The sequence below is a fragment of the Nitrospira sp. BLG_1 genome (assembly GCF_047338595.1).
Taxonomy (GTDB): domain Bacteria; phylum Nitrospirota; class Nitrospiria; order Nitrospirales; family Nitrospiraceae; genus Nitrospira_D.
The window spans coordinates 36,968-57,062 of record NZ_JBLFBO010000009.1 but is presented as its reverse complement, the minus strand read 5'-3'; the positions used below and the strand labels follow the sequence as shown (position 1 = coordinate 57,062).

Sequence of the window (20,095 nt, the reverse complement as noted above, 5' to 3'; positions counted from 1 at the left end):
TCTGGTACAACGACCGTCCGGTCGTTTCCCACCGCTGCTATTCGTTACCTACTTCAGAAACCAACCAGATCGCGAATTTAGGCCAAGCATGGCAGATGGTACAAACCGCTTGGCTGGTCACATGTAAGGAGGAGTTTTGCAACAGGCTCAGCTTCTAGAAGTAGGCTACCGATTCCCAAATAGCTCATGCATCGATTGACCAGGTTCCTCTTCCTGCGTAAGCTATGGCAGCAGAACGTTACGATGGCGAATGGAAGAAAGCACACAGTCCGAGAAATGGTATTTCCCCCTCCAGAAGAATGAACCACGAGCGCGGGTAACGGATAGTGACAAACGAGCCACCTATGCTGACCTCCAAGTCTGCTTCCGACCCTGAAACGCTGCTTACTGCGGCCAACAGCGCTTCAGAAAAAGTGGCCGCTCTGCACATAGCCTTCCTCGCACTCTGCACCTATGTGTTGGTCATCGCCTTTAGCACCACCGACAGGGATCTGTTAATCGGCAAAGGTATAAAGCTGCCGGTGGTGGACGTGGAAGTCCCGATCACGGGGTTTTATGCCACAGTGCCCTACCTCTTAGTCATCACACATTTCAATCTCCTCCTTCAATTACAGTTACTGTCGCGCAGGCTATTCGCCTTTGAGGAAGCCGCACCGAAAGGCGAGGCCATTGGCGGCCTGCACGATCGCTTACACATATTTACTTACAACTACTATCTCGTGGGCCATCCCAACCGGTTAATCTACGGACTCGTTGCCCTGCTCGTCACATCGACCATCTTGCTCTTGCCCTTGTTGGCCTTACTGCTGCTCCAGGCGCACTTTCTTGCATATCAGAACGTGGGTATCACGTGGCTGCAGCGCGTGGCCATCTGGTTGGATGTCATACTGGTAACGATGCTCTGGCCGGTGATCATGCATCGGCGCGACAGTTGGAAGGGCTACATGAAAGAGGCGCGGCAATGTGCCAGGCTACCCTGGAAAGGCTTGGTAGGTGCAATCCTCGGATATACCATGCTGGTGTTGCCCATCGAGACCGAGGTGGTTATGGCGAGCCACGCCCTGCCTACACGTGAGGCAACGGTTGTTCAATTTCTGTTGCTGGTACTTGCTGTATGGCTCTGGCTGACACTCCTCGCCCTTCTCGTAAGAGACGGAATGCGTTGGTTCCATTTTGGGGTCAAGCACGATGCCGCACCACCGATTTTGGGCCTCCGAGGGTTTCTGACAGTGGCGGTACTTGGATGGCCGTTGCCTCTCTTGCTAACTGTGGATGGCGAGTTCCTGGACCGACCACAAGCAAGGGGGACAACGCTTTTGGAACTCTGGCGTCACCTTGACTTGCATGAGCAGTTCTTGCTCGCCACGTCGGCAAAGCCAGAAATACGCACAGATCTTCCTAGCGAAGAGCCTGATAAATGGAAATCTACGCTGAGAACCATTGATGGAGTGGATTTACAAAAGAGGAATTTGCGCCACGCTGATTTGAGAGGGGCTGTACTGGCAAAAGCAGACCTGCGTGAGGCGGACTTGACGGACGCCCACTTGGAGGGCGCGTTGTTGAGGGGAGCGCGCTTGAAGGACGTGGACTTGACGAATGTGCATTTAAAGGGCACGGACTTGCAGGGCGCAGACTTAGCGCATGCGGTGTTGGACGGCGCAGTCTTAAGGGGCGCGTACTTGAACGGCGTTAACTTAGCGAATGTACACCTAAAGGGCGCGGACTTATCGGGCGCGGACTTAACGGGCGCAGACTTGCAGAACGCAGACTTGACGGGCACGACCTTGGACCGCGCGGACCTAACGGGCGTGCATTTGCAGGGCACCAACCTGAATAAGGTGAGGTTGTGGAATTCACCTCTCAAGCACTTGAACTTGCAGGGCGCGGACTTGACGAAGGCGAGCATGCAGATGGCGCCCTTAGTATTCGCGGACCTGCAGGGGGCGAACTTGACGAAGGCGGACTTAAGAGGCGCGAACTTGACGGAGGCGCGCTTGGAAGGCGCGAACTTGCAGAGCGCGGACTTGAGAGGCGCGGTGTTGGTGGGTGTGAGGTTAGATGGTGCGGACTTGAGTAACGCGCGCCTGGAGGGAGCGGACTTGGAGGACGCGCACTTTAGGGGCGCGGTGTTGGTGAGTGGGCGCTTCTACAACAAGTCATGGAAATTCGTGGATAGCCCATTGGTAGACGCACGGGGATTGCAGTGGCAACCACTCAGCACAATCGACGTAGAACAGTTGCTCAAGGAGGCATCGGATTGGAAATGGAGTCGCCAGGAAAGCCGGCTTGAATTCGAGAGATTTCAGGCTGCCATCATAGCTGCAGCAAAACCAAAGATTACACCACCTCAGATCGATTCGTGTCTTAGCGATAACAAATCGCAATTGCGGTGTAAGACGACCTATTCGCTCGAAGAGTTTCGCAAGGCACTGCATCCGGAAATCACGCGGCTAGTTTGCCAATCGCGGGATATCGCCCGCGGGATTCTTCGTCGGCTTAACTATAATGACTCGGATCGTCAAGAATTCGTAATGGCTCAGGATAAGCGAAAGCAGGAAACGAATACGTGCCCAGGTGTAACTTTACTGGACGAGGAAGACTGGAAGCTCATACGTGGAGTTAAAATCACGCTTACAGATGATATTGATTTTTGATCTGATTTTACAGAATAAGTACCCCAGGGAGGATCCGGTCCAGCAGCTCCAGAATCGCCGCGATCTCCCACATGTTACTGATCGCGACTTCCTCCAGGGACATGGCATCTCATTTCGGTCGATCGGGTCGGTCTGTCATAGCTCCCGCGTCCTGTCTCTTATATATCTGGCCAGCCGCGCTTCGTCCTGCTTGTCCATCAGGAGCGTCTCAACCCCGAAGTCCTGACCATGAGCCCACCGGACTACCCCGGCCAGGACAGAGACTTGCTTCGGCAGCTTGACCTTCAGAGAGCAGACATCTCTGGGTTGTAACGGTAATGTCCCTGAGACTCGGAAGCCGGTACTGGAGACGTTCCAGGCCGTCCCATGCCCTGTATCATACAACCGCTCATAGGTCACGGGGCACTGAGCCGGGAGCCGACGGTACGGACGAATAACAAAGGCCATAGGCACCTCTAGAAGAGGGCGTATTGTAGGTGGGGCAGGCGACGGGGCGCTATCCCCACGATGGCAGGGGGAGTCCTGTGAAGAGGACAGTAGGAGGAACGTCTATCGATGAAAATGCCGCTGGGAAGATAGGTAAGTTAGAATATTCACAAGTAATAAACTGTTCTTGGCAAAACACGTGTTCCAGTCTTACGTTAGTGGCTTCTGCTCTATATTTAATGGAGAAGTCAGAAAGGATTGTAGACCACGAGGCACCCAGCTAAATCTTGAAAAAAGAGCATATGCCAGATACAGCAAGAATCCAGAAACTAAAAGGTTCCAGAATCCAAACGTCAGCCTGGAAGAATCACTCCACGTATTCCAGTATGACAATAGCATTCGTACTGTGAATGTTAAGTAGCCTATTCCTGCAAGCAAGGACAGGACAATAGGGATCAGTCGTTTTATCCTATCGTGGGGTACGCGACTCATTTCATATCTCTTAATCTTGACAACCCCTTTTAGACTACCCCTCATTACTAGACTTCCCGTGTTTGGTCCGTCATGAACGATTCGTATAACAAATGCGTGTCCCCGATCCAAATAGTCGAAACTCAGTTGTACTTGATTGCCACTTCGCTGAGCCACTAATGCTCGGCTAGCCTGGTTATTCGATGCTAGTAATGTTGCGCTTAGAATACGGCCCTGACCTTGTAACTCTAGTCGTATAGGATCTTCTGTAATATCTGCTTTATCCAGCGTCAGACCACCTCGATTGCCAAAAATGACAGTACTGATGGAAAGATCCTTGACCTTTTCTCCTAGATACCGGACGTCAAGACCTTCAATAGCGCTAGAATGGTCTTCGAATAGCCTGATTGTCTGAATAGACCAATAAGGCTCTTTGGTACGATTAGTTCTGACAGTAAGAGCTATTCCGACGATACTTAAGGCTAATCCAACTAAGGTAAATATGGGGGAGTTCAGCCAATCCACTTAGTCACTTCACCTTTTTGTGGCAGGTCAATACAGACTACGGAACGAATTGTCTACATCCAATAGAATACAAGCTTGATGACGTTCTGCCTGATATTCCCATGATATGTGAGTCTCTGGGCAAGTTCTGGGGCTCTACCAGGGCGACCCAAATCCAAATTACTTATGACAACTCTGTCAGTAACGATAAAAAAGCATTTTAGAAGAGGTATCTAGGGAGAGCAAGGTTGGTTAGTGAGCTAGGCTCGAAAAAGTGGACGCCTTCAACCTACAATCTGAGGTCTGGAGGTGGGAGATGGAACGGTTATTGCGACAGAAGTACACAAAGGAGTTTCGGGAGCAAGCCGTGCGGGTTGTGCGCGAGCAGGAGTTGACGATTCCGGAGGCGGCCCGACGGTTGGCGATGTCCGAGAAGACGCTGGCCAACTGGGTGTTTCGGGCCCGGCAGGGGCAGCTCTCGGGGTTGGGCGAGAGCCGACGACCGGTCACAGACCTGGAGGCGGAGGTCTCTCGGTTGAAGCGCGAACTCACCGAGGCTCGGATGGAGCGCGACATCCTAAAAAAAGCCACCGCGTACTTTGCCAAGGCGCAGCTGCCCGGTACGCACTCATGACGACGCTGCGTTCCCAGTATCCCCTGGCCATCTTGTGTCGGGTTCTCGAGGTCTCCCGAGGCGGATACCATGCCTGGAGGACCCGCCGTCCCTCGATGAGGGCCCAGGAGAACACCCGGCTGGAAGTGGCGATTCAGCCGGCACATGTGCGCACACGCCAGACCTACGGCCCGGAGCGCCTTCAAGCGGAATTGCGGGACGACGGATTTCCGGCTGGGGTGGGGCGCATCAAGCGGTTGCGCAAGAAGCTGGGCCTACGCTGCAAACAAGTCCGACGGTTTACGATCACCACCGAGTCCCACCATGCGCTTCCGGTGGCAGAGAATCTCTTGGCCCAAACGTTTGAGGCCACCCGCCCCAACGAGATCTGGGTCACCGACATCACGTACGTGCCAACGGCGGAAGGCTGGTTGTATCTGGCTGGCATCAAGGATCTGTTCACGTGTGAGGTGGTCGGCCATGCGATGGACGCCCGCATGACGACGAACTTGGTGTGGGCGGCACTCAGGAAGGCCCTCACCAGCAAGCGCCCCGCGCCGGGATTGCTGCACCACTCCGATCGCGGAGTCCAGTATTGTGCACAGGCCTACCAAGCCCGGTTGCAACAATTCGGGCTGTCCGTCTCGATATCCCGACGGGGGAACTGTGATGACAATGCGCCCATGGAAAGCTTTTGGGGGACGTTGAAGGCCGAACTGGTGCATCACCGGCGCTACACCACGCGGGAGCAGGCTCGGCAAGAGATCACGGAGTACATCGAGCTCTTCTATAACCGCCAGCGGCGCCATTCTCGACTGGGGAATCGCTCGCCCGCGGCGTTTGCCCAACTGTGGGCCCGTCAGCAGTCGGCGGCGTGAGACTGCAATGCATGGCGTCCACTATTGACGACCGGGGTCAGCTGCAAAACTCTTTTTACACTTCCTTACGCCATAGCTCTTCAATCGACCGAAACATGCACCTAGTATCTAACCCGATTCTTGTTCTCGCCTGAGAAACATAGCTGTGCATCCTTCTATCCAGTGTGATTGCATCAACATAGGGAAGACAGATTATATGCTGATAATCTTCCATGTCGGAATCTTCTAAACCATCGGTCTTGTTCATAACGATTTGTCGCCATACTTCAAAAGAAAGGCGGATGCCCGGGCAACGGTTTGGATTCTCGTAAACCCAGTTAGTGAAGCTCATCATCTCTTTGCAGGAAAGTCCATCACCACGAAGTTCCTTCTCAAGCACAATCGCAAAATGTGATTTCATACTTGGGGGCCTTATTGTGTTCCTGTCCCTCTCAATTAAGGCTCTCATGGTATTGGCAAAGTCTTCCATTCCTTTTAGTTCGCCTTGCCTGTAAAGGTCCCATACTATCTCGGCCAATGGGTAGTTCAAGAAGTTGGAGGTCGGTGGATTAGCGCTGAGGTCCAATGTTTCGTCAAAGCGTTTTACGAATGGGACGACTGGCAGGTACTCCCGGTTATTGGCAAATGCATTAAGAGCTTCTTTGAGTTCTAGACCAGGACTATCGGCGTGCATATAGACAATCGGCATCTTCTCTAGCTCGTTCAAAAGCGACATTACATTATCTGTTGAATGAGGATGAAGTAGAGGAGCAGATATTTCGATGATGGTGTAGCAGGAGACAACTAGTTTGTGATCTCCTGCGAATAGATATTCCCTAAACTCCTGAGCCGAACGCGAAGCTTTACCCTGTAAAATGGCGATCAGGTCCTTAGAGTCTAAATAATATTTCATTCATTCCAGATTGGGTGAATCTGCGATGCGTATCCTCTCGCTCAGCCGCTTGCCTGCATTTTGGAAATGCTCTAGATCCACTGCAAGTTTTTGCAGTTGGTCTGACCAGTCATACTTCTCATGGAATACTTTCATCTCAAAATTACCCTCCTCTAGCGCCTTGAGGATCATAGGATAACGTCGATAGTACAAATCCCATACGGTCAAAAATTTCGTTCGTACGGATGGATCTGGATGCTTTCTCTTCATACTATGAACGTCCTGTAAAAAGCGCACCTGCCATGCAAGGTAGGGGTAACATGCGTCTAAAAGATTATCATCTATAGGGAGATGACCGTTGGTCTCTTGTTGGAGTGTTTCTACGGCGCGATTCAGGTAAACGAAATGAAGTTCGTTTCCGAATGGTTCTGTTCGGAAACAACGATTGAACCGATTGCAGGTCGTATCGATGAATAGGCCAATCGAAGGAATAGCTTTTTCTCGGGAATATGCTTCGATCAATGCCTCGCCAAAGAAGCAATCGATATTTGTTAAGGCATAGTGTTGAAAATTTCCTGATATCAATACAGCTCGAAAGTACAAGCCTTGACCTGTGAGCCGATGGTGGAGGTCTTCGGCGAACTCGATTAAGTACCAGACTATAGACTCATGCTCCTTCTCATTGCTCGGCTCAGGGTCAATGCGGTTGTACACGAGTACCGTGTCAGAAAAGACAATCGTCCGAAACATCTCGTTGCGATGCACGTTAAGCGAGTCCAAGACACCATAGATTCTCTCGATCTGTAGTCGGTCGCGCTTCACCAATTCTGAGAAACCGAGGATGTCTATATAGAGAAGATATTTTGCAGGCAAGGGAGTGATTCCTGTGCAATCCAACTCTTTAGCTACTGTAGGGAGGAATTCGTCGCGTTCTGGAGTGTATGCCGTTGCTAGTGTTTGGTCAATTCACGGTTACCCGCGTTTTGGATAGTCCTGACAAGCCGCGGGTCATTTGGTTGGCCAAGGTCCAGCCTGGCTGAGATCTCCATTGATTTCCTCACACGTATAGCGCATTCCCAGAATGGAACGGGCGTAGCCCACCGGGAGTGTTTGATCACAACTGCACAGAGATCCTCGTGAGAAGGGCGGCGTATCTTATGGTCTTGGGAAGGGCGACGCTCCGAGCACTCGTGAAATGTATCAACTCCAGCCCTTGCCACGTTTGCCGCGAATTTCAGATTGAGAAGGCCTACTTGCTCGAATGCCGAAAAAGACTATGCATTACGAGTAGTTCGCATGAAGTCGTGTAAGAAAGGAGACAATGCAGGACTACGTAGGTCAATCAAAAATCAGTTTGGCGACATAATACTAAGTGAGAGGATCTATCGTAGCACCTGTCAGCACTAGGTTCTTTCCTGAGCTATTCAAGGGGCTAGCCAGGCAAAAACGGGAAAATCTCACACTAATCTCTCGGATCTAGTTTTCCGCAAACCGTAGGTGCATATTGCACGCTCTCGCCAGACCCCTCGCTCGGAGTCGTCATGCAAGCCCAAATATTCAAGGGGATACGCGTCGTCAATCAAAAATCAGTTTCATGGCATAATACAGAGTGAAAGGGATGTTGCACGTAGGAGGTGTGCGATCAGCTGTGTCTGTATCTCACGATATTGCGGTCCACAGGGCTGGACCGTGGCCACAGTTCTCCAGCACACCAGCTTTTGTTAACCCCACCGCGACGTTGAGTCTCTCCTGAACAGCTAAGGGCACTGTATGGGACGGAGTTCGGCAAGACTAGACCAAATTCCTCACGTCTTCCAGGGAGCAGTACGTTCGGAAGCACTGAAGTGGTGTGCCTGTGACGCACGATTGAGGATAGTGGATGGTGCACATCCTGGGGCGCCCTTGCACGATTCCGGCGCTATCGTGAAACAAGTACCAACCTATGCCTCCTCGTAAGCTGTCCTTTACAAGATTGTATAGAAACCTACTTCTGTAGGGGGCGTTTCTGCTGGTATTGATCTTGATTACCATGTTTGAATACGTGTAATAATGTCTCACATATGTATCAAGAGTGACGTGGAGGGAACTGGCCCGATGAGACGTCCGGCAACCTAGGAAGCCGCTAAGGTGCCACTGCCAGCCCACAAGAGGGGAGCGATATGGCTGAGACGGAGCAACCTAGGCAAGGCCCCTCCAATGACGAGGGGTTTTTTATTTCCTTCGTGTTCTATTCCGATGAGGTTCAAGGATGATCTCCAGAGTTCGTAAGAAGACGTCATCATCCCCCAAGGAGGCGCTGCCATTTGCCACGTTTGTGCAGCGGCAGTATTGGCCTGCTGCGAAGGCGACGCTGTCAGCGGTATGGGCAGACACGGTGGAGCACTATCATCTCCCGACATTGATCAAGGAGTTTGGCGCCTCACCGCTTGCAGATATTGAGGCGGAGCAGGTCGAGCGCTGGTGGGGAGTCCTTCTCCAGAGTAATCTGGCCCCAGCCACGGCAAACAAGCGCTTGTTTCGACTCAAGCACATTTTCAAAAAAGCGGTGGAGTGGGGGTATCGAGCGGACAACCCGGCGCGGGGCATTCGCAAACAGCGGGAGTCACGAGGACGGGTGAAATGGTTGAGCAATGCTCAGCGTGACCAATTGGTCCAGCGGGCCAACCCTGAGCTGCGCCTGTATCTCGTCGCTGCGCAGTACACCGGTGCACGCCGCCGGTCGCTCTTGGAGCTACGTGAGCAGGATGTGGACTTTGAGCGGAGTACCGTGACCTTTCGTGCGACAAAGAACGGGGAGGACTACTCCGTACCGTTGCACCCGAAGCTTCGTGAGCTTTTGCAAGAACGGCTAACAGGTCAGCCTGAGGCGTATCTCCTTCCGCGTTATACGGCGGGGGCGCTTTCACGAGCTTTTAAGCGACTCGCTCTGCGCTCAGGGCTCACAGATTATCGGTTTCATGATCTTCGGCATGATCTCGCGACGAGGCTCGCCTGTCATGGGGCGAATCAGCGGCTGATCATGGATGTGCTGGGGCATCGCGACCCCCGCGCGAGCGTGCGCTATACGCATTTGAGCCATGCGGCGATCAAACAGACGATGGAAGCGTGTTTAGGCTGAGGACACAACATCGAAAGGAGGACAAAGATGACGCGAGTTAAACGAACACCCCCATGATGAACGAGCGGACACCCTGACTCAATTGCATTCCCACTATCACGAGTAGCGCAGAGGGAACTGGCCCAACGACGCGCTCGGCATCCTGGTGAGCCACCAAGGTGCCACAGCCAGCCCGGCGATCGGGAACGATAGGTGCTCACATGGCGAGCAAACAACGGCACGGCTCCCTACTCACATCTTCGATACGGAGTCACCTTCCTATCCGTTCCCCTCTTAGGCTGCTGGGCCACTCTCATTCACATCAACAAGAAAGGAGAGGAGTTATGGCAGCTAGTGCAGATCGCAAGCATCTTAAGACGAGACACATAGGACGGTCATCCGCTAGGAAAGACAAGGTGGTTTCACTCATCGCGCTACAGGACCGTCATCGAGAGGAATTGCAGGATTCAGGTCTTTCAGATGCGACCATCAAGACAGCTGGACTCTATAGTGCGTCGAAAGACCAGGTATCGGAAATCTTGGGTTTAGACGCTGGACCAGGCCTCGTGTTTCCATATGCCTTCCAGACGAATGGGTATGCTCGGGTCAAGCTCGATGATGCCGGGCGAGATGGGAAACGCTATCGCAGCCCGAAGGGCAGTACGAATCACCTCTACATTCCGGCGACGCTCGCTTCATCCATCCTGAGTGATGTACGTCATCCGATCTACATCACGGAGGGTGAGAAAAAAGCGCTGAAGGGGTGCCAGGAGGGGCTCTCTGTGGTGGCGCTTGCCGGGGTGTGGAGCTGGCGGACCCGTACGGAGGAGCAAGCCAGTCAACCGATCCCGGACCTCGCTCGCCTTACATGGGCTGGTCGCAAAGTCTATCTCGTGTTTGATTCCGATATCAGAGAGAACGAGGAGGTGCGACGGGCGGAAACGGCGCTTGCAGAAGAGCTGGCGCGACGACAGGCGACGGTGTTTGCAATCAGGCTTCCCGATCAAGGGGGAACGAAGGTGGGGTTGGATGATTTTCTTGCGACGGATGGCCTTGAAGCGTTCCGAGCGCTGGAGCCTATCAAGCTGAAGGATCCAGTAGTCCCAATTGGGATCGCCCTGGATGAATTTCTCACCAAGGAGATCGCTCCTACTGAGGAACTGGTGGAAGGCATCCTCTCGGCCCAGAGTGTGGGATGGATCGCCGGTGAAGAGAAGCTCGGCAAGACCTTCTATGCGCTAGAAGAAGCGTTGTGTCTAGCCATTGGCCAGCCCGTGTGTAACCGATTCACCGTTCCAACACCACGGAGGGTATTGTTTATCGAAGAGGAAGATCCGATTCAGCGCGTCCAAACCCGATTGCGCGCCCTGCTGCGTGGCCACGGGCTCGATCTTCAAAAGACATCAGTCCGGGACATGTTGCGAAATCAATTTCGTATCGAAGTGTGGGCTGGGTTCAATCTTGATAACTCGGATCAGCTCGCTCGGCTGCGGCTCACGCTGGACGAATTCAAACCGGAGGTGGTGTATCTCGATTGCTTGCGGAAACTGAGCTCGAAAGATCTCAATAAGGCCAATGAAGCTGGGACACTCTTGGCGACCCTCGATGACCTTCGGCGGCAATACGGAGTCATCTTCCGCGTGATCCATCACTTTAGAAAGAATCAAGGGGGACGAGTGGGGCGCGGATCGCAGGAGATCGGTGGGTCCTTCGTGCTAGGTGCGTGGGGCGAGGATTCTTTATTTTTTGAACCAATCTCACGGAACCAGGCCGGGGCGAGACTCTCCTTGCAGCGAAAGGACAGCGGTGCGACAGGGCAATACACGATGACTATTGAATCGGAGGGACCAGCGCATGAGCCCACTTCGATTCGCCTTCGCGTGGACGATGTCTCTGCTGAACCGGCGGCGGAACAGCTCAAGGAACGTGTCTACGAGGCGATCACAACATTACCCACGACGGAGCCATTACAGGGGAAGGCCGGAGTGACGCTGAAAAGCATCCAACAGCATTTGAAGCGGAAGTCCGATAAGCCGATTCGGGAGGCGTTGCGGGCGCTGCATGCAGAGGAGCAAATTACGAAGGTCGGGCAAGGGGAGCACAATGCCGATCTCTGGGCGGTGCAGCAGAGGTAACTCAGCATAGAGCGAGGGACGTTGATGGAGACGCAGCACGTGAGGCGTAGCCCGTTGATTCAGACACTCGCGTGCAATGGGGTGCCCTGGTGGGTCATCGTGGACTCTACGCCTTCTGCACGGTGTCTCGAACAGCATCCTGCGTGTCTCTCGCAGCTTGGACAGCGTGGTTCTATAGACGGTCACGAGGTATCGGATGTTGACCGTCGTGAGAAGGCTTGGGGCCTTCTCAGTCGGAGGAGAGCGCGGCGTGGTAGGCGTGGCCCTTTACCATGGAGTACCACGTACCAACCATCCTTGAGTCTCCTGCATTGGTTGGTTGGTAGTCCGCGTGTATTAAGCACGCACTATCAACCATACCAAGCAAGACCCCCCGTTGCTCATCGCTTCCGGGCGGGCAGCCAAAGCCTGCCGGGACGAGAGACTCCAAGACCGAGAGTTCTCACGAGGGTGAGGCAACGTGTACCTGGACATCGGGACTAGGACAGCGTGCACACGTCCCGTTAGTTGTAGGTACGGAAATATGTGTGATCAGACTCGTATATGAAGCCCATGGAACGTGCTGCCATGGTTCTGGAAGGCTCTCTGGGGGCGCTTGTCGATGACAATGAGGCATCATGGGCACAACGATGAAAGGAGGAGCGTATGGGACCATAGATTATTCAAGGACTTCGCGGGGGTGACGCCTGGCTTGTCGAGCCAGCGGTCAGGTGAACGGGCGTGGATTCGAGCAAAAAACGAGAGCCGGTGGCACTGTGACCCCCCACCACCCCCAAAACAAAAATCCGGTTTGCGACGTGGGAAGTCGCACAGCCATTTTTTATTTTTCAGGATTTCCCAAAACCCTTTTTATGGAGGAGCACAACACATGTCACAACGTCTCACTCGCTGGAGTGTGAGGGCCTGAGTGAAAGCCACGAATCCCATCAGTCGGCGATTGGTCACCGTCCAGGAGGCTGCTGCGTACACCGGGTTGTCACCCCATACGCTGTACACCATGGTCAGCCAACGCCGCGTGCCCTATGTGAAGCTCGGTCGGCTCACCAAGTTCGACTTGGGGCAACTAGAGCAATGGATCGAGGCCCATACCGTGAGGCCGGTCGCACCACGGATGGTGTAAGGGCATAGAGTTGTTCGAACCGGGGAGCCGGGGTGATGTGCTCCGGCTTTCCCTCGGTGAGCGACGTCGCAATTGATTTACTGAGGAGGACTACATGGGAATTACAAAGCGGTCAGATAGCTATTACATCGAGTTCCGCGTAGTGGATGACGGTAAGACCTTATCCCTTGCGCTGGAGAGCTATGGCGGAAAGCTTAAGCGGTGGAAAGTTGGCTCTCTGAATAAGACCATGGCGAAGCAGCAGGAAGCCCTTATCAAAACTAGGTTGCTAAGTGGCCAAGTGGCGAGTCCCACTGTGCAGAAGGCTCAATCGGTCACCTTTCGACAGTGGGCGGAGCAGTATCTGGCCCTTGAATCCGTAAAGCGACTGCGCGGCTATGCGATTCGGAAAGTGTACGTAGAGAATCTCGTGGAGTTCTTTGGGGATATGACGTTAGGCGCGATTAGGCCAGAGGATGTGTCCACTTATCGAGCCCAACGAGCCCAGTACAAACGGATGAGTTGCCCAACATGTCAGGGGATCGTTGCGAGAGGAAGCTGTACCTGTGGATGGAAACGTGAGGACGCTGGTCTGCCGGTCTCTATTCAAACCATAAATCACGATCATATGACGTTGACGCATATGTTGAACGTCGCACGGAGTCCACAATTCAAGCTAGTGACAGACAATCCGGCTTCGCATGTGCCGAAGCCCAATCCGCACAACGAACGGGACCGGATTGCGACCCCTGAGGAATGGGAGCGACTCAAGGCGACGCTTGCTCCTCACCTGAGGAGACTTCTCACTGTGGCCTATGATGTGGGCCCCCGGCGAGGAGAGTTGCTGAAATTGGAGTGGTCTGACGTAGACCTGCGTCGGAAGGAGTTTGTCTTGCGCCGAACGAAGAACGGCGAGGTGCGAGTGGTTCCCATGACTCCGGCGGTCCATGAGATATTCCTGGAACTCTTCCAAGAGCGGCGACTAGACACTCCACGAGTGTTCCTGTATAAAGATAAGGCGATTCAACGTATCGGAACAGCCTTTAAGGCCGCCTGTCGTCGGGCAGGGATTACGAACCTCCGAGTGCATGATTTCCGCCATACGGCCAGTACGAATCTGAGGCGGGCGGGGGTGGACACGGCGACGGCGATGAAGATTGTTGGCCACAAGTCAGACCGGATGCATCGGCGGTATAATACGATTGAGCCGGATGACTTACATAAGGCCGCCGCGAAGCTGCATACGTTCAGGACTAACACGGTAATAACACCTGAACCTGGTACTGTTGGCGTTGAATCTGTAAGTGCTTGACATCTCTTAGCGAGCGGGCGTAGCTCAGTGGTAGAGTCCTTGCTTCCCAAGCAAGTTGTCGTGGGTTCAAATCCCATCGCCCGCTCCAAACCGCACTTCGTATGCGGCCGACTCGCTCATCCGGTGCAGTCGTTCTTCATTGCGCCGTCTGGTAAAAGCACCCAGTGTTCCCTTCTTTCAATCACGCTTGCCCCGACTGTTCCTTCTTTTCGATTGTCCTCGATGTTCCGCTAGCAATCAAACCGCTTTGTCCAATTTTGATCAGCTGATCGATTGGCCATACTCCTGTCCCCTTCTAGAGTGGGATAGGAGTTATTCTAGGCAGGCTGCTAAAAATACTCGTCCAGTTTTCGAGAGGTCGGACGTCGCTTCATAAGGAGAACAGTGATGCAGCGGAGATGGATGGTGCCTCCAGTGATCGGCCTGTTATGGCTCGTGAGTCTTTCTGCCTGTAGTGGTGAGGGGGATACGCCGACGCCAGCTCCTCCGGCGCTCACGGCAAGTCCTGCTGAAGGGATTTGGAGGGGGACGACCAACAGCAATCGTGCCGTGACCGGGCTGGTTCTCGACAACGGTGTCTATTGGTTGCTCTATTCTGCAGTTGGCAAACCCTCGCTCCTTGAAGGGTTTATTCAAGGAACGAGCAGCGCTCAAAGTGGAGCATTCACTTCGTCGGATGCAAGAGACTTCAATCTGCAAACTGGATTGCTCACCGGGACAATCAATGGCAGCTATGTCACCAAGCAAAACTTGAGTGGCACGATCGCCTATCAGAACAGCACGCAGAGCACGTTTTCGACGGCGTACGATACCGATTATGAGTTGACGCCAGATCCGAATGCCATTGCAGGCACCTATAGCGGTTCTGTCACGGCGACTGAAACTGCGACGGCCATTCTGACATCCACAGGAACAGTCTCAGGCAGTTCTAGTGCGGGCTGTCTGTTCAGCGGCACGTTTGTACCGAGGACAGACGGGAATGTGTTTACCGTGACCATTACATTTGGTGGACAAAGCGGCTGCACGCTTGGAACGCAGACGGTGAACGGGATCGGACTATTTGATGCTGCGACCAAGCAGCTCACCAGCGCCGCATGGAATAGCGGGAAAACGGATGGATTCGTCTTTATCGGCACGAAGCCCTAACTGACAAGGGGAAGTGATCGCCACAGGTCTGCATCGACAGGGTACCTTTCAGAGAGTCTCAGAAGGATAGAGAGTCATATGTTTCCCAGGTCATACCCGAAACGCCTTGCTGCGAGGAGCAGTCTCGTTCTCAACTTCAGACCTTGCCGTCTGTAAGCCGACAGCCGTTCTGCTCCGACGTGTCGTAAGGGGTGCTGTCAGACAGTATCTCGCATAACTCTTTCCAGGCAACCTAGGTTTTCAGAACCTCTCTCAACATAGGTGATGGCCTTACAGGGCCTCTCTTTTCCACGGGATTGTGCAACTTTCCTACGTGCCATCCTCCTCAAACAATTGGGATGTTGGCCTAGGAGCGAATCCGCACTCTTCGCACATGCAATATCAGCTCACTTGTGAATCATCCAGAGAGAGCGTTATCGATTTGCTTGTGCGGTTGGTTCTCAACTCATGGATTGTGTACAGCCTCAAATACTCAGGGCAGCGATTATAAGGGATCTGCCCTGTAGGCACTCAATATGCACAGTTAGCACCTATCTCAAAATCAAGAACGAATGCCAGATCCAATGCATGTACATGACACCAGGAGATGAGTTGACGCATGTTCTGAGGCGAACGATTCATTGAGAGGCCTATGGTTGCCCTGTAGGGTACCGACTTCCTTAATAAACCACGTGGAGATAGATTTCAGCTTCATTGTACGAAAGGATCCGCCGTGATGAATAAACAGATGCTGATACTTTGCGTTGCGTCATTTTTTGGCGGAATAGTCGGTGGGATCGTCAGTACCCAGGTCGTTCTTCCGAACTCTGCCGAAGCACAGAAGTCGAATGGAGTGAACGCTGAAGAATTCTTACTCCTGGATGCAAAAGGGAAAGCCCGTGCGGGGATTGGGTTGGATGCAAACGGCGAGGTTGGGCTTGTGCTTCGAAGCAAAGATGGCAACCGCACCCTCACTCTGTCGCCTGATGATCCAGCGGTCATCAAGCTGGTCGAGCGAGGAGGCCGGATTCTGTGGGGCGCACCCTAGCGTTGCGTGAACCGTGAGGAAAGACTAGACGGCTTTCTTGACCAACCCGGAACGCAGGCAGCGAGTGCAGACGCGGATCCGCTTGTGGCTCTTGCCGACGACGGCTCGCACGGTTTGAATGTTGGGATTGAACACGCGCCGGGTCTTATTGTTCGCATGGCTGACATTGTTTCCGGAGACCGGCTTCTTGAGGCACACTTCACACATAAATGCCACGATCGTACTCCTTCTCGCTGATGTGAAATCCAGTTGAACTGCCGGATACTACCATAGCCGGATATACGCTCACAAGCATCTGATTCTTCTCATGATACAACGGGTGGTGGAGGAGTAATCTAGTCGATCTTGACAACTTCTCTACCCCTCTCCTATTGTGCTCTGCCTAGGAATGTTCGAGCAAGGGAAGAGGGTTGAAGCCCTCGCGGTCCCGCCGCTGTGAATGGGGACGAAACCCGGTGATGCCACTGTCGCAATGGAGCTGTCAGCTGCTAGCAATCAGCTTTTAGCGTTGAGCTGAATGCGGTGAGCCGATAGCTTCAAGAGATGGGAAGGTACGGGGAGTAGGGGGAACCATGAGCCAGAAGACCTGCTCGAAGACATGACCGTTGTTCCCTCGAGGCTGGGGAACGGGTGAGGATGAAGAAGCGGGTGCAATCCTCAAGGTCTGGTCAGGCCTTGGGGATTTTTATTGCTATCGCGTTGAAACGGGTTTCCTGCGGTGTTCTCGCATCATTGGCGGCGTGCACTGTACAGGCATCTGTACGTCTCGGCTGTTCACGTGCTGCGGCCTTGCATGGAACTCTGTTTGGACGCGATCGCGGGCGTCAGTGGGTCATCGGACTCTGCGTCTGCCTGCTGTTGCTTGATGTGAGTATGGCATCGGCTTATGGTTCCAAAGTTTCAATCATGAAGCGACGGCCACAGGGAATTCTCACCGGCATGCCGTTCATGGCCCATGTCTCGTCTCGGGCTTTTGTTGATGATGCCGGGCGACGTCTCTATCTGGCGAAGCCGCCGGCTCGCGTGGTCTCGTTGGCGCCGAGTATCACCGAGATGTTGTTTGCGCTGGGCTTGGGTGAGCAGATTGTCGGAGTCACAGAGTTTTGTGATTACCCGGTTGGTGCCAAATCCAAAGCCAAAGTCGGCTATGCCAATCCCAACATGGAAACGATCATCGGCTTGCAACCGGATATGGTGCTCGCCCCCAAAGACTTTCTCCGCCCCGATCTCCAGGTGAAACTGGAGCAGCTTAAAATCCCCGTGTTTGTCCTCGATGCCAAGACGTTGGAGGACATCCCGCTTCAGATGCATACATTGGGGGCAATGTTCGAGAAAACCTCAGCCGCGAACGACGTCACGCAACGTATCCGTCAGCGTATGACTGAGCTCAAACTCAAAGTGGAGGCGCTCCCTACGAAGCGAGTCCTGTATGTGTTGAACAGTCAGCCGTTGATCAGCGTCGGGCCGGGAAGTTTTATCCATCAGATGATCGGCCTGGCAGGAGGAGTCAACGTCGCCGCTCAGGCGGGTGTTCCCTATCCTCGACTGAGTATGGAGACCGTGCTCAAGGAAGATCCGGAAGTGCTGATTTTCCCGAGCGGCGAGGTAGAAACGGTGCCGCGAAGCGAGCAGCAGCAGTGGCGGCGTTGGGACTCACTTTCAGCGGTCAAGCGGCAGAGATTTCATGAAGTCTCGTCGAATCTCCTGAATCGTCCTGGGCCTCGTGTCATTGAAGGACTAGAACAGCTCGTCCGGGCGATTCATCCGGAACTATTCGGCCCCAGTGTCCCTGCGCTTCATCCATGAGGCTCTTGTGAAACTGCCGTCAGCCACAGGGTTTCCCCGTTCCTGTGCCGATCGGTTGTCTCATGAACAAAGCTCTGCGCCCCCTGCGCACGGCAGCGTTGTGCAAGGGGCCATCCTGACCCGTTCACGCTTGATCCTGATACTTGGGTTGTTGAGTTTGACGGCGGTCGTCGTAAGTCTCGTGTGTCTTCACTTCGGAGCTCAACCGATTGCCTATGGAGAGGTGCTCCGCGTGTTGATGGGTGCCATAACCGTTGATCAGGCTGAAGCGGATGGCGGTTCAGCAGATATCACACGGACGATCTTGCTCCAGATTAGACTTCCGCGGGTGTTGCTGGGATTTTTGGTCGGTTGCTCGTTAGCATCGGTGGGTGTTGTCTTACAGGCCTTGTTGCGAAACCCCTTAGCGGATCCCTATGTGCTTGGCGTCTCCAGCGGAGCGGCGCTCGGAGCAGCAGTGGGTGTCTTATGTGGAGCGGGGACGACATTCTTAGCGGAAGCGGCGTTGCCGGCGTGCGGCTTTGCCGGTGGGATCGTCGCGTTGATGATTGTCTATCGAATGGCGACCAACTCAGAACGCTTGCCTATTCATAACCTGTTGTTGACGGGAGTAATTTTGAACGCCATCTTCTCCGCCTTGATCATGTTCATTACGTCGATCCTGGATCCAAATCGTTCATACGGGATGATGGCCTGGCTGATGGGAACACTCACCTCTCCTACGTATAGTGGGCTCGTTGGGGTGCTCGTCTATCTTTCGATCAGTCTCATCCTCCTCTTCAGACAGGTGCGTGCCTTGAATATCCTGGCATTAGGCGAAGATGCGGCTCGCTCGCTTGGTGTCGATACAGAACGGGCAAAGCGCTCCATCTTCATCTTGACGGCATTGGTCACCGGTGCCGTAGTGTCTGTCAGTGGCATGATCGGGTTTATCGGAATGGTCGTGCCCCATGCCGTGCGCCTGGCCATCGGCGCGGACCATCGACTGCTCTTACCTGCCTCAGCATTAGTCGGAGGCACCTTTCTCATGGGGGCAGATACGATAGCGCGGACGTTGATTGCACCCACAGAAGTTCCGGTCGGGATCATCACCGCTTTGGCGGGCGGGCCATTCTTCGTCTATCTCCTGCTCTGGCGAAAGGATCGGTTGGCGTGAGAGGGGGCAAGGAGAGTCAACCTGGTGGAGGCAACGAGCCTTGTGCGAGTTGCTTGGTCCAACCGTGCGACGCCTATGAGGTGCATTCCCTTCGGTTTCGATATCAGTCGACGGATTCCTCAAGCAGCCCATGGATCCTTGATGACGTATCTTTTCAGGTTGCCCAGGGGGAAGTGCTGGGCATCGTGGGCCCCAATGGGTCAGGAAAGACCTCCCTGTTGAAACTCTTGGCCCGGCTTGCCAGTCCGCAGCAGGGCAGCATCACCTTATTCGGACGAGACCTGACAGCGATGGGGCAAGATGAGATTGCTCGTCTCGTTGGAGTGGTCCCACAAGACACACCGCAGCTCTTTCCCTTTACGGTTGCGGAAACGGTCTTATTGGGACGATTTCCTCATCGTCCTCGAAACCGATGGGGAAGTGGCTTTGGATGGGAAAGCGGGGAGGATATGGCCATTGCCGAGGATGCCATGAGGACGATGGATGTTGCCCACTTGGCCCAGCGGGCGGTAACGGACCTTTCCGGTGGGGAACGGCAACGGACGATGATTGCGCGAGCCTTGGCTCAGACACCGAACGTCTTGTTGCTTGATGAGCCGACTGCGTTTCTCGACCTGCAACATCAGGTTGAGATCGGATCGGTGTTATGTCGATTGAAAGATGAGCGTGGCTTGACGGTGGTTCTGATCTCACATGATTTGAATCTCGTCAGCCAATATTGCGATCGCCTGCTGCTGCTTGCTGAGGGACAAGTGGTTCGGCTCGGAACTCCCGATGAAGTCATCGAGCCTCTGGTGTTAGAGCAGGTCTATCGATGTCAGGTCCTCATCGATCGACATCCGACCTCGGGCGTACCTCGAGTGACATTGCCCGGTCGGAAATCCACAGGGAACAAGTGAC

15 protein-coding genes, 1 tRNA gene and 3 riboswitches are annotated in these 20,095 nt (G+C 53.8%); of the genes, 12 read left to right on the top strand and 4 right to left on the bottom strand.

What is annotated here, in order from left to right; all coding sequences use genetic code 11:
- Positions 1-344: 344 nt before the first annotated feature.
- Entirely contained in the window at positions 345-2,654 is a 2,310-nt protein-coding gene (locus ACMTNU_RS10300; protein WP_413935156.1) for a pentapeptide repeat-containing protein, read from the top strand.
- A gap of 135 nt (positions 2,655-2,789) precedes the next feature.
- Here ACMTNU_RS10300 and ACMTNU_RS10295 read toward each other — a convergent pair whose 3' ends face one another.
- Entirely contained in the window at positions 2,790-3,101 is a 312-nt protein-coding gene (locus tag ACMTNU_RS10295; protein ID WP_413935155.1) for a PilZ domain-containing protein, read from the bottom strand.
- 1,270 nt (positions 3,102-4,371) lie between these two features.
- Between ACMTNU_RS10295 and ACMTNU_RS10290 the strand changes: the two genes are divergently transcribed.
- Positions 4,372-5,546 (top strand): IS3 family transposase gene (locus ACMTNU_RS10290; RefSeq protein ID WP_413935154.1). Its coding sequence is split into 2 segments (ribosomal slippage): positions 4,372-4,657 and positions 4,657-5,546, totalling 1,176 coding nucleotides; the frame shifts between segments, so codons are not numbered across the junction.
- A gap of 55 nt (positions 5,547-5,601) precedes the next feature.
- On the opposite strand, the gene ACMTNU_RS10285 is transcribed toward ACMTNU_RS10290, so the two are convergent.
- Together ACMTNU_RS10285 and ACMTNU_RS10280 are read right to left on the bottom strand one after the other, a co-directional pair.
- Entirely contained in the window at positions 5,602-6,438 is an 837-nt protein-coding gene (locus ACMTNU_RS10285) for a hypothetical protein (protein ID WP_413935153.1), read from the bottom strand.
- The gene (locus ACMTNU_RS10280) at positions 6,439-7,290 is read right to left on the bottom strand and encodes a hypothetical protein (protein WP_413935152.1); all 852 of its coding nucleotides are present in this window, start codon (positions 7,288-7,290) and stop codon (positions 6,439-6,441) included.
- 1,186 nt (positions 7,291-8,476) lie between these two features.
- A riboswitch (SAM riboswitch) is annotated at positions 8,477-8,581 on the top strand.
- Between the two features lie 84 nt (positions 8,582-8,665).
- On the opposite strand from ACMTNU_RS10280, the gene ACMTNU_RS10275 reads away from it, so the two are divergent.
- From ACMTNU_RS10275 to ACMTNU_RS10245, 7 genes are all read left to right on the top strand, one after another.
- Positions 8,666-9,535, top strand: coding sequence for a tyrosine-type recombinase/integrase (locus ACMTNU_RS10275; RefSeq protein WP_413935151.1), 870 nt, complete (start codon positions 8,666-8,668; stop codon positions 9,533-9,535).
- A 90-nt stretch (positions 9,536-9,625) separates the two neighbouring features.
- A riboswitch (SAM riboswitch) is annotated at positions 9,626-9,730 on the top strand.
- A gap of 128 nt (positions 9,731-9,858) precedes the next feature.
- Positions 9,859-11,649: an AAA family ATPase gene (locus ACMTNU_RS10270; RefSeq protein ID WP_413935150.1), complete on the top strand. Its 1,791-nt coding sequence runs from the start codon at positions 9,859-9,861 to the stop codon at positions 11,647-11,649.
- 907 nt (positions 11,650-12,556) lie between these two features.
- Positions 12,557-12,769, top strand: coding sequence for a helix-turn-helix domain-containing protein (locus tag ACMTNU_RS10265; protein WP_413935149.1), 213 nt, complete (start codon positions 12,557-12,559; stop codon positions 12,767-12,769).
- Positions 12,770-12,863: 94 nt separating this feature from the next.
- Positions 12,864-14,060: a tyrosine-type recombinase/integrase gene (locus ACMTNU_RS10260; protein ID WP_413935148.1), complete on the top strand. Its 1,197-nt coding sequence runs from the start codon at positions 12,864-12,866 to the stop codon at positions 14,058-14,060.
- A 13-nt stretch (positions 14,061-14,073) separates the two neighbouring features.
- Positions 14,074-14,148, top strand: a tRNA-Gly gene (locus ACMTNU_RS10255).
- A gap of 299 nt (positions 14,149-14,447) precedes the next feature.
- The gene (locus tag ACMTNU_RS10250; protein WP_413935147.1) at positions 14,448-15,206 is read left to right on the top strand and encodes a hypothetical protein; all 759 of its coding nucleotides are present in this window, start codon (positions 14,448-14,450) and stop codon (positions 15,204-15,206) included.
- Positions 15,207-15,921: 715 nt separating this feature from the next.
- Entirely contained in the window at positions 15,922-16,233 is a 312-nt protein-coding gene (locus ACMTNU_RS10245; protein ID WP_413935146.1) for a hypothetical protein, read from the top strand.
- Positions 16,234-16,257: 24 nt separating this feature from the next.
- On the opposite strand, the gene rpmB is transcribed toward ACMTNU_RS10245, so the two are convergent.
- Positions 16,258-16,440 (bottom strand): 50S ribosomal protein L28, encoded by a 183-nt coding sequence (gene rpmB / locus ACMTNU_RS10240; RefSeq protein ID WP_413935223.1) that lies wholly within the window; start codon positions 16,438-16,440, stop codon positions 16,258-16,260.
- 149 nt (positions 16,441-16,589) lie between these two features.
- A riboswitch (cobalamin riboswitch) is annotated at positions 16,590-16,842 on the top strand.
- Positions 16,843-16,869: 27 nt separating this feature from the next.
- On the opposite strand from rpmB, the gene ACMTNU_RS10235 reads away from it, so the two are divergent.
- From ACMTNU_RS10235 to ACMTNU_RS10225, 3 genes are read left to right on the top strand one after another with little or no spacing between them, the layout of a single operon-like run.
- Positions 16,870-18,039: an ABC transporter substrate-binding protein gene (locus tag ACMTNU_RS10235; RefSeq protein WP_413935145.1), complete on the top strand. Its 1,170-nt coding sequence runs from the start codon at positions 16,870-16,872 to the stop codon at positions 18,037-18,039.
- 7 nt (positions 18,040-18,046) lie between these two features.
- A complete protein-coding gene (locus tag ACMTNU_RS10230) occupies positions 18,047-19,195 on the top strand; it encodes a FecCD family ABC transporter permease (protein WP_413935144.1) in 1,149 nt (382 codons plus the stop codon).
- Positions 19,192-20,094 carry an ABC transporter ATP-binding protein gene (locus ACMTNU_RS10225; RefSeq protein ID WP_413935143.1) on the top strand — a complete coding sequence of 301 codons (903 nt, stop codon included), beginning with the start codon at positions 19,192-19,194 and terminating at the stop codon, positions 20,092-20,094. The genes ACMTNU_RS10230 and ACMTNU_RS10225 overlap by 4 nt, the downstream gene beginning before the upstream one ends.
- Position 20,095 lies beyond the last annotated feature (1 nt).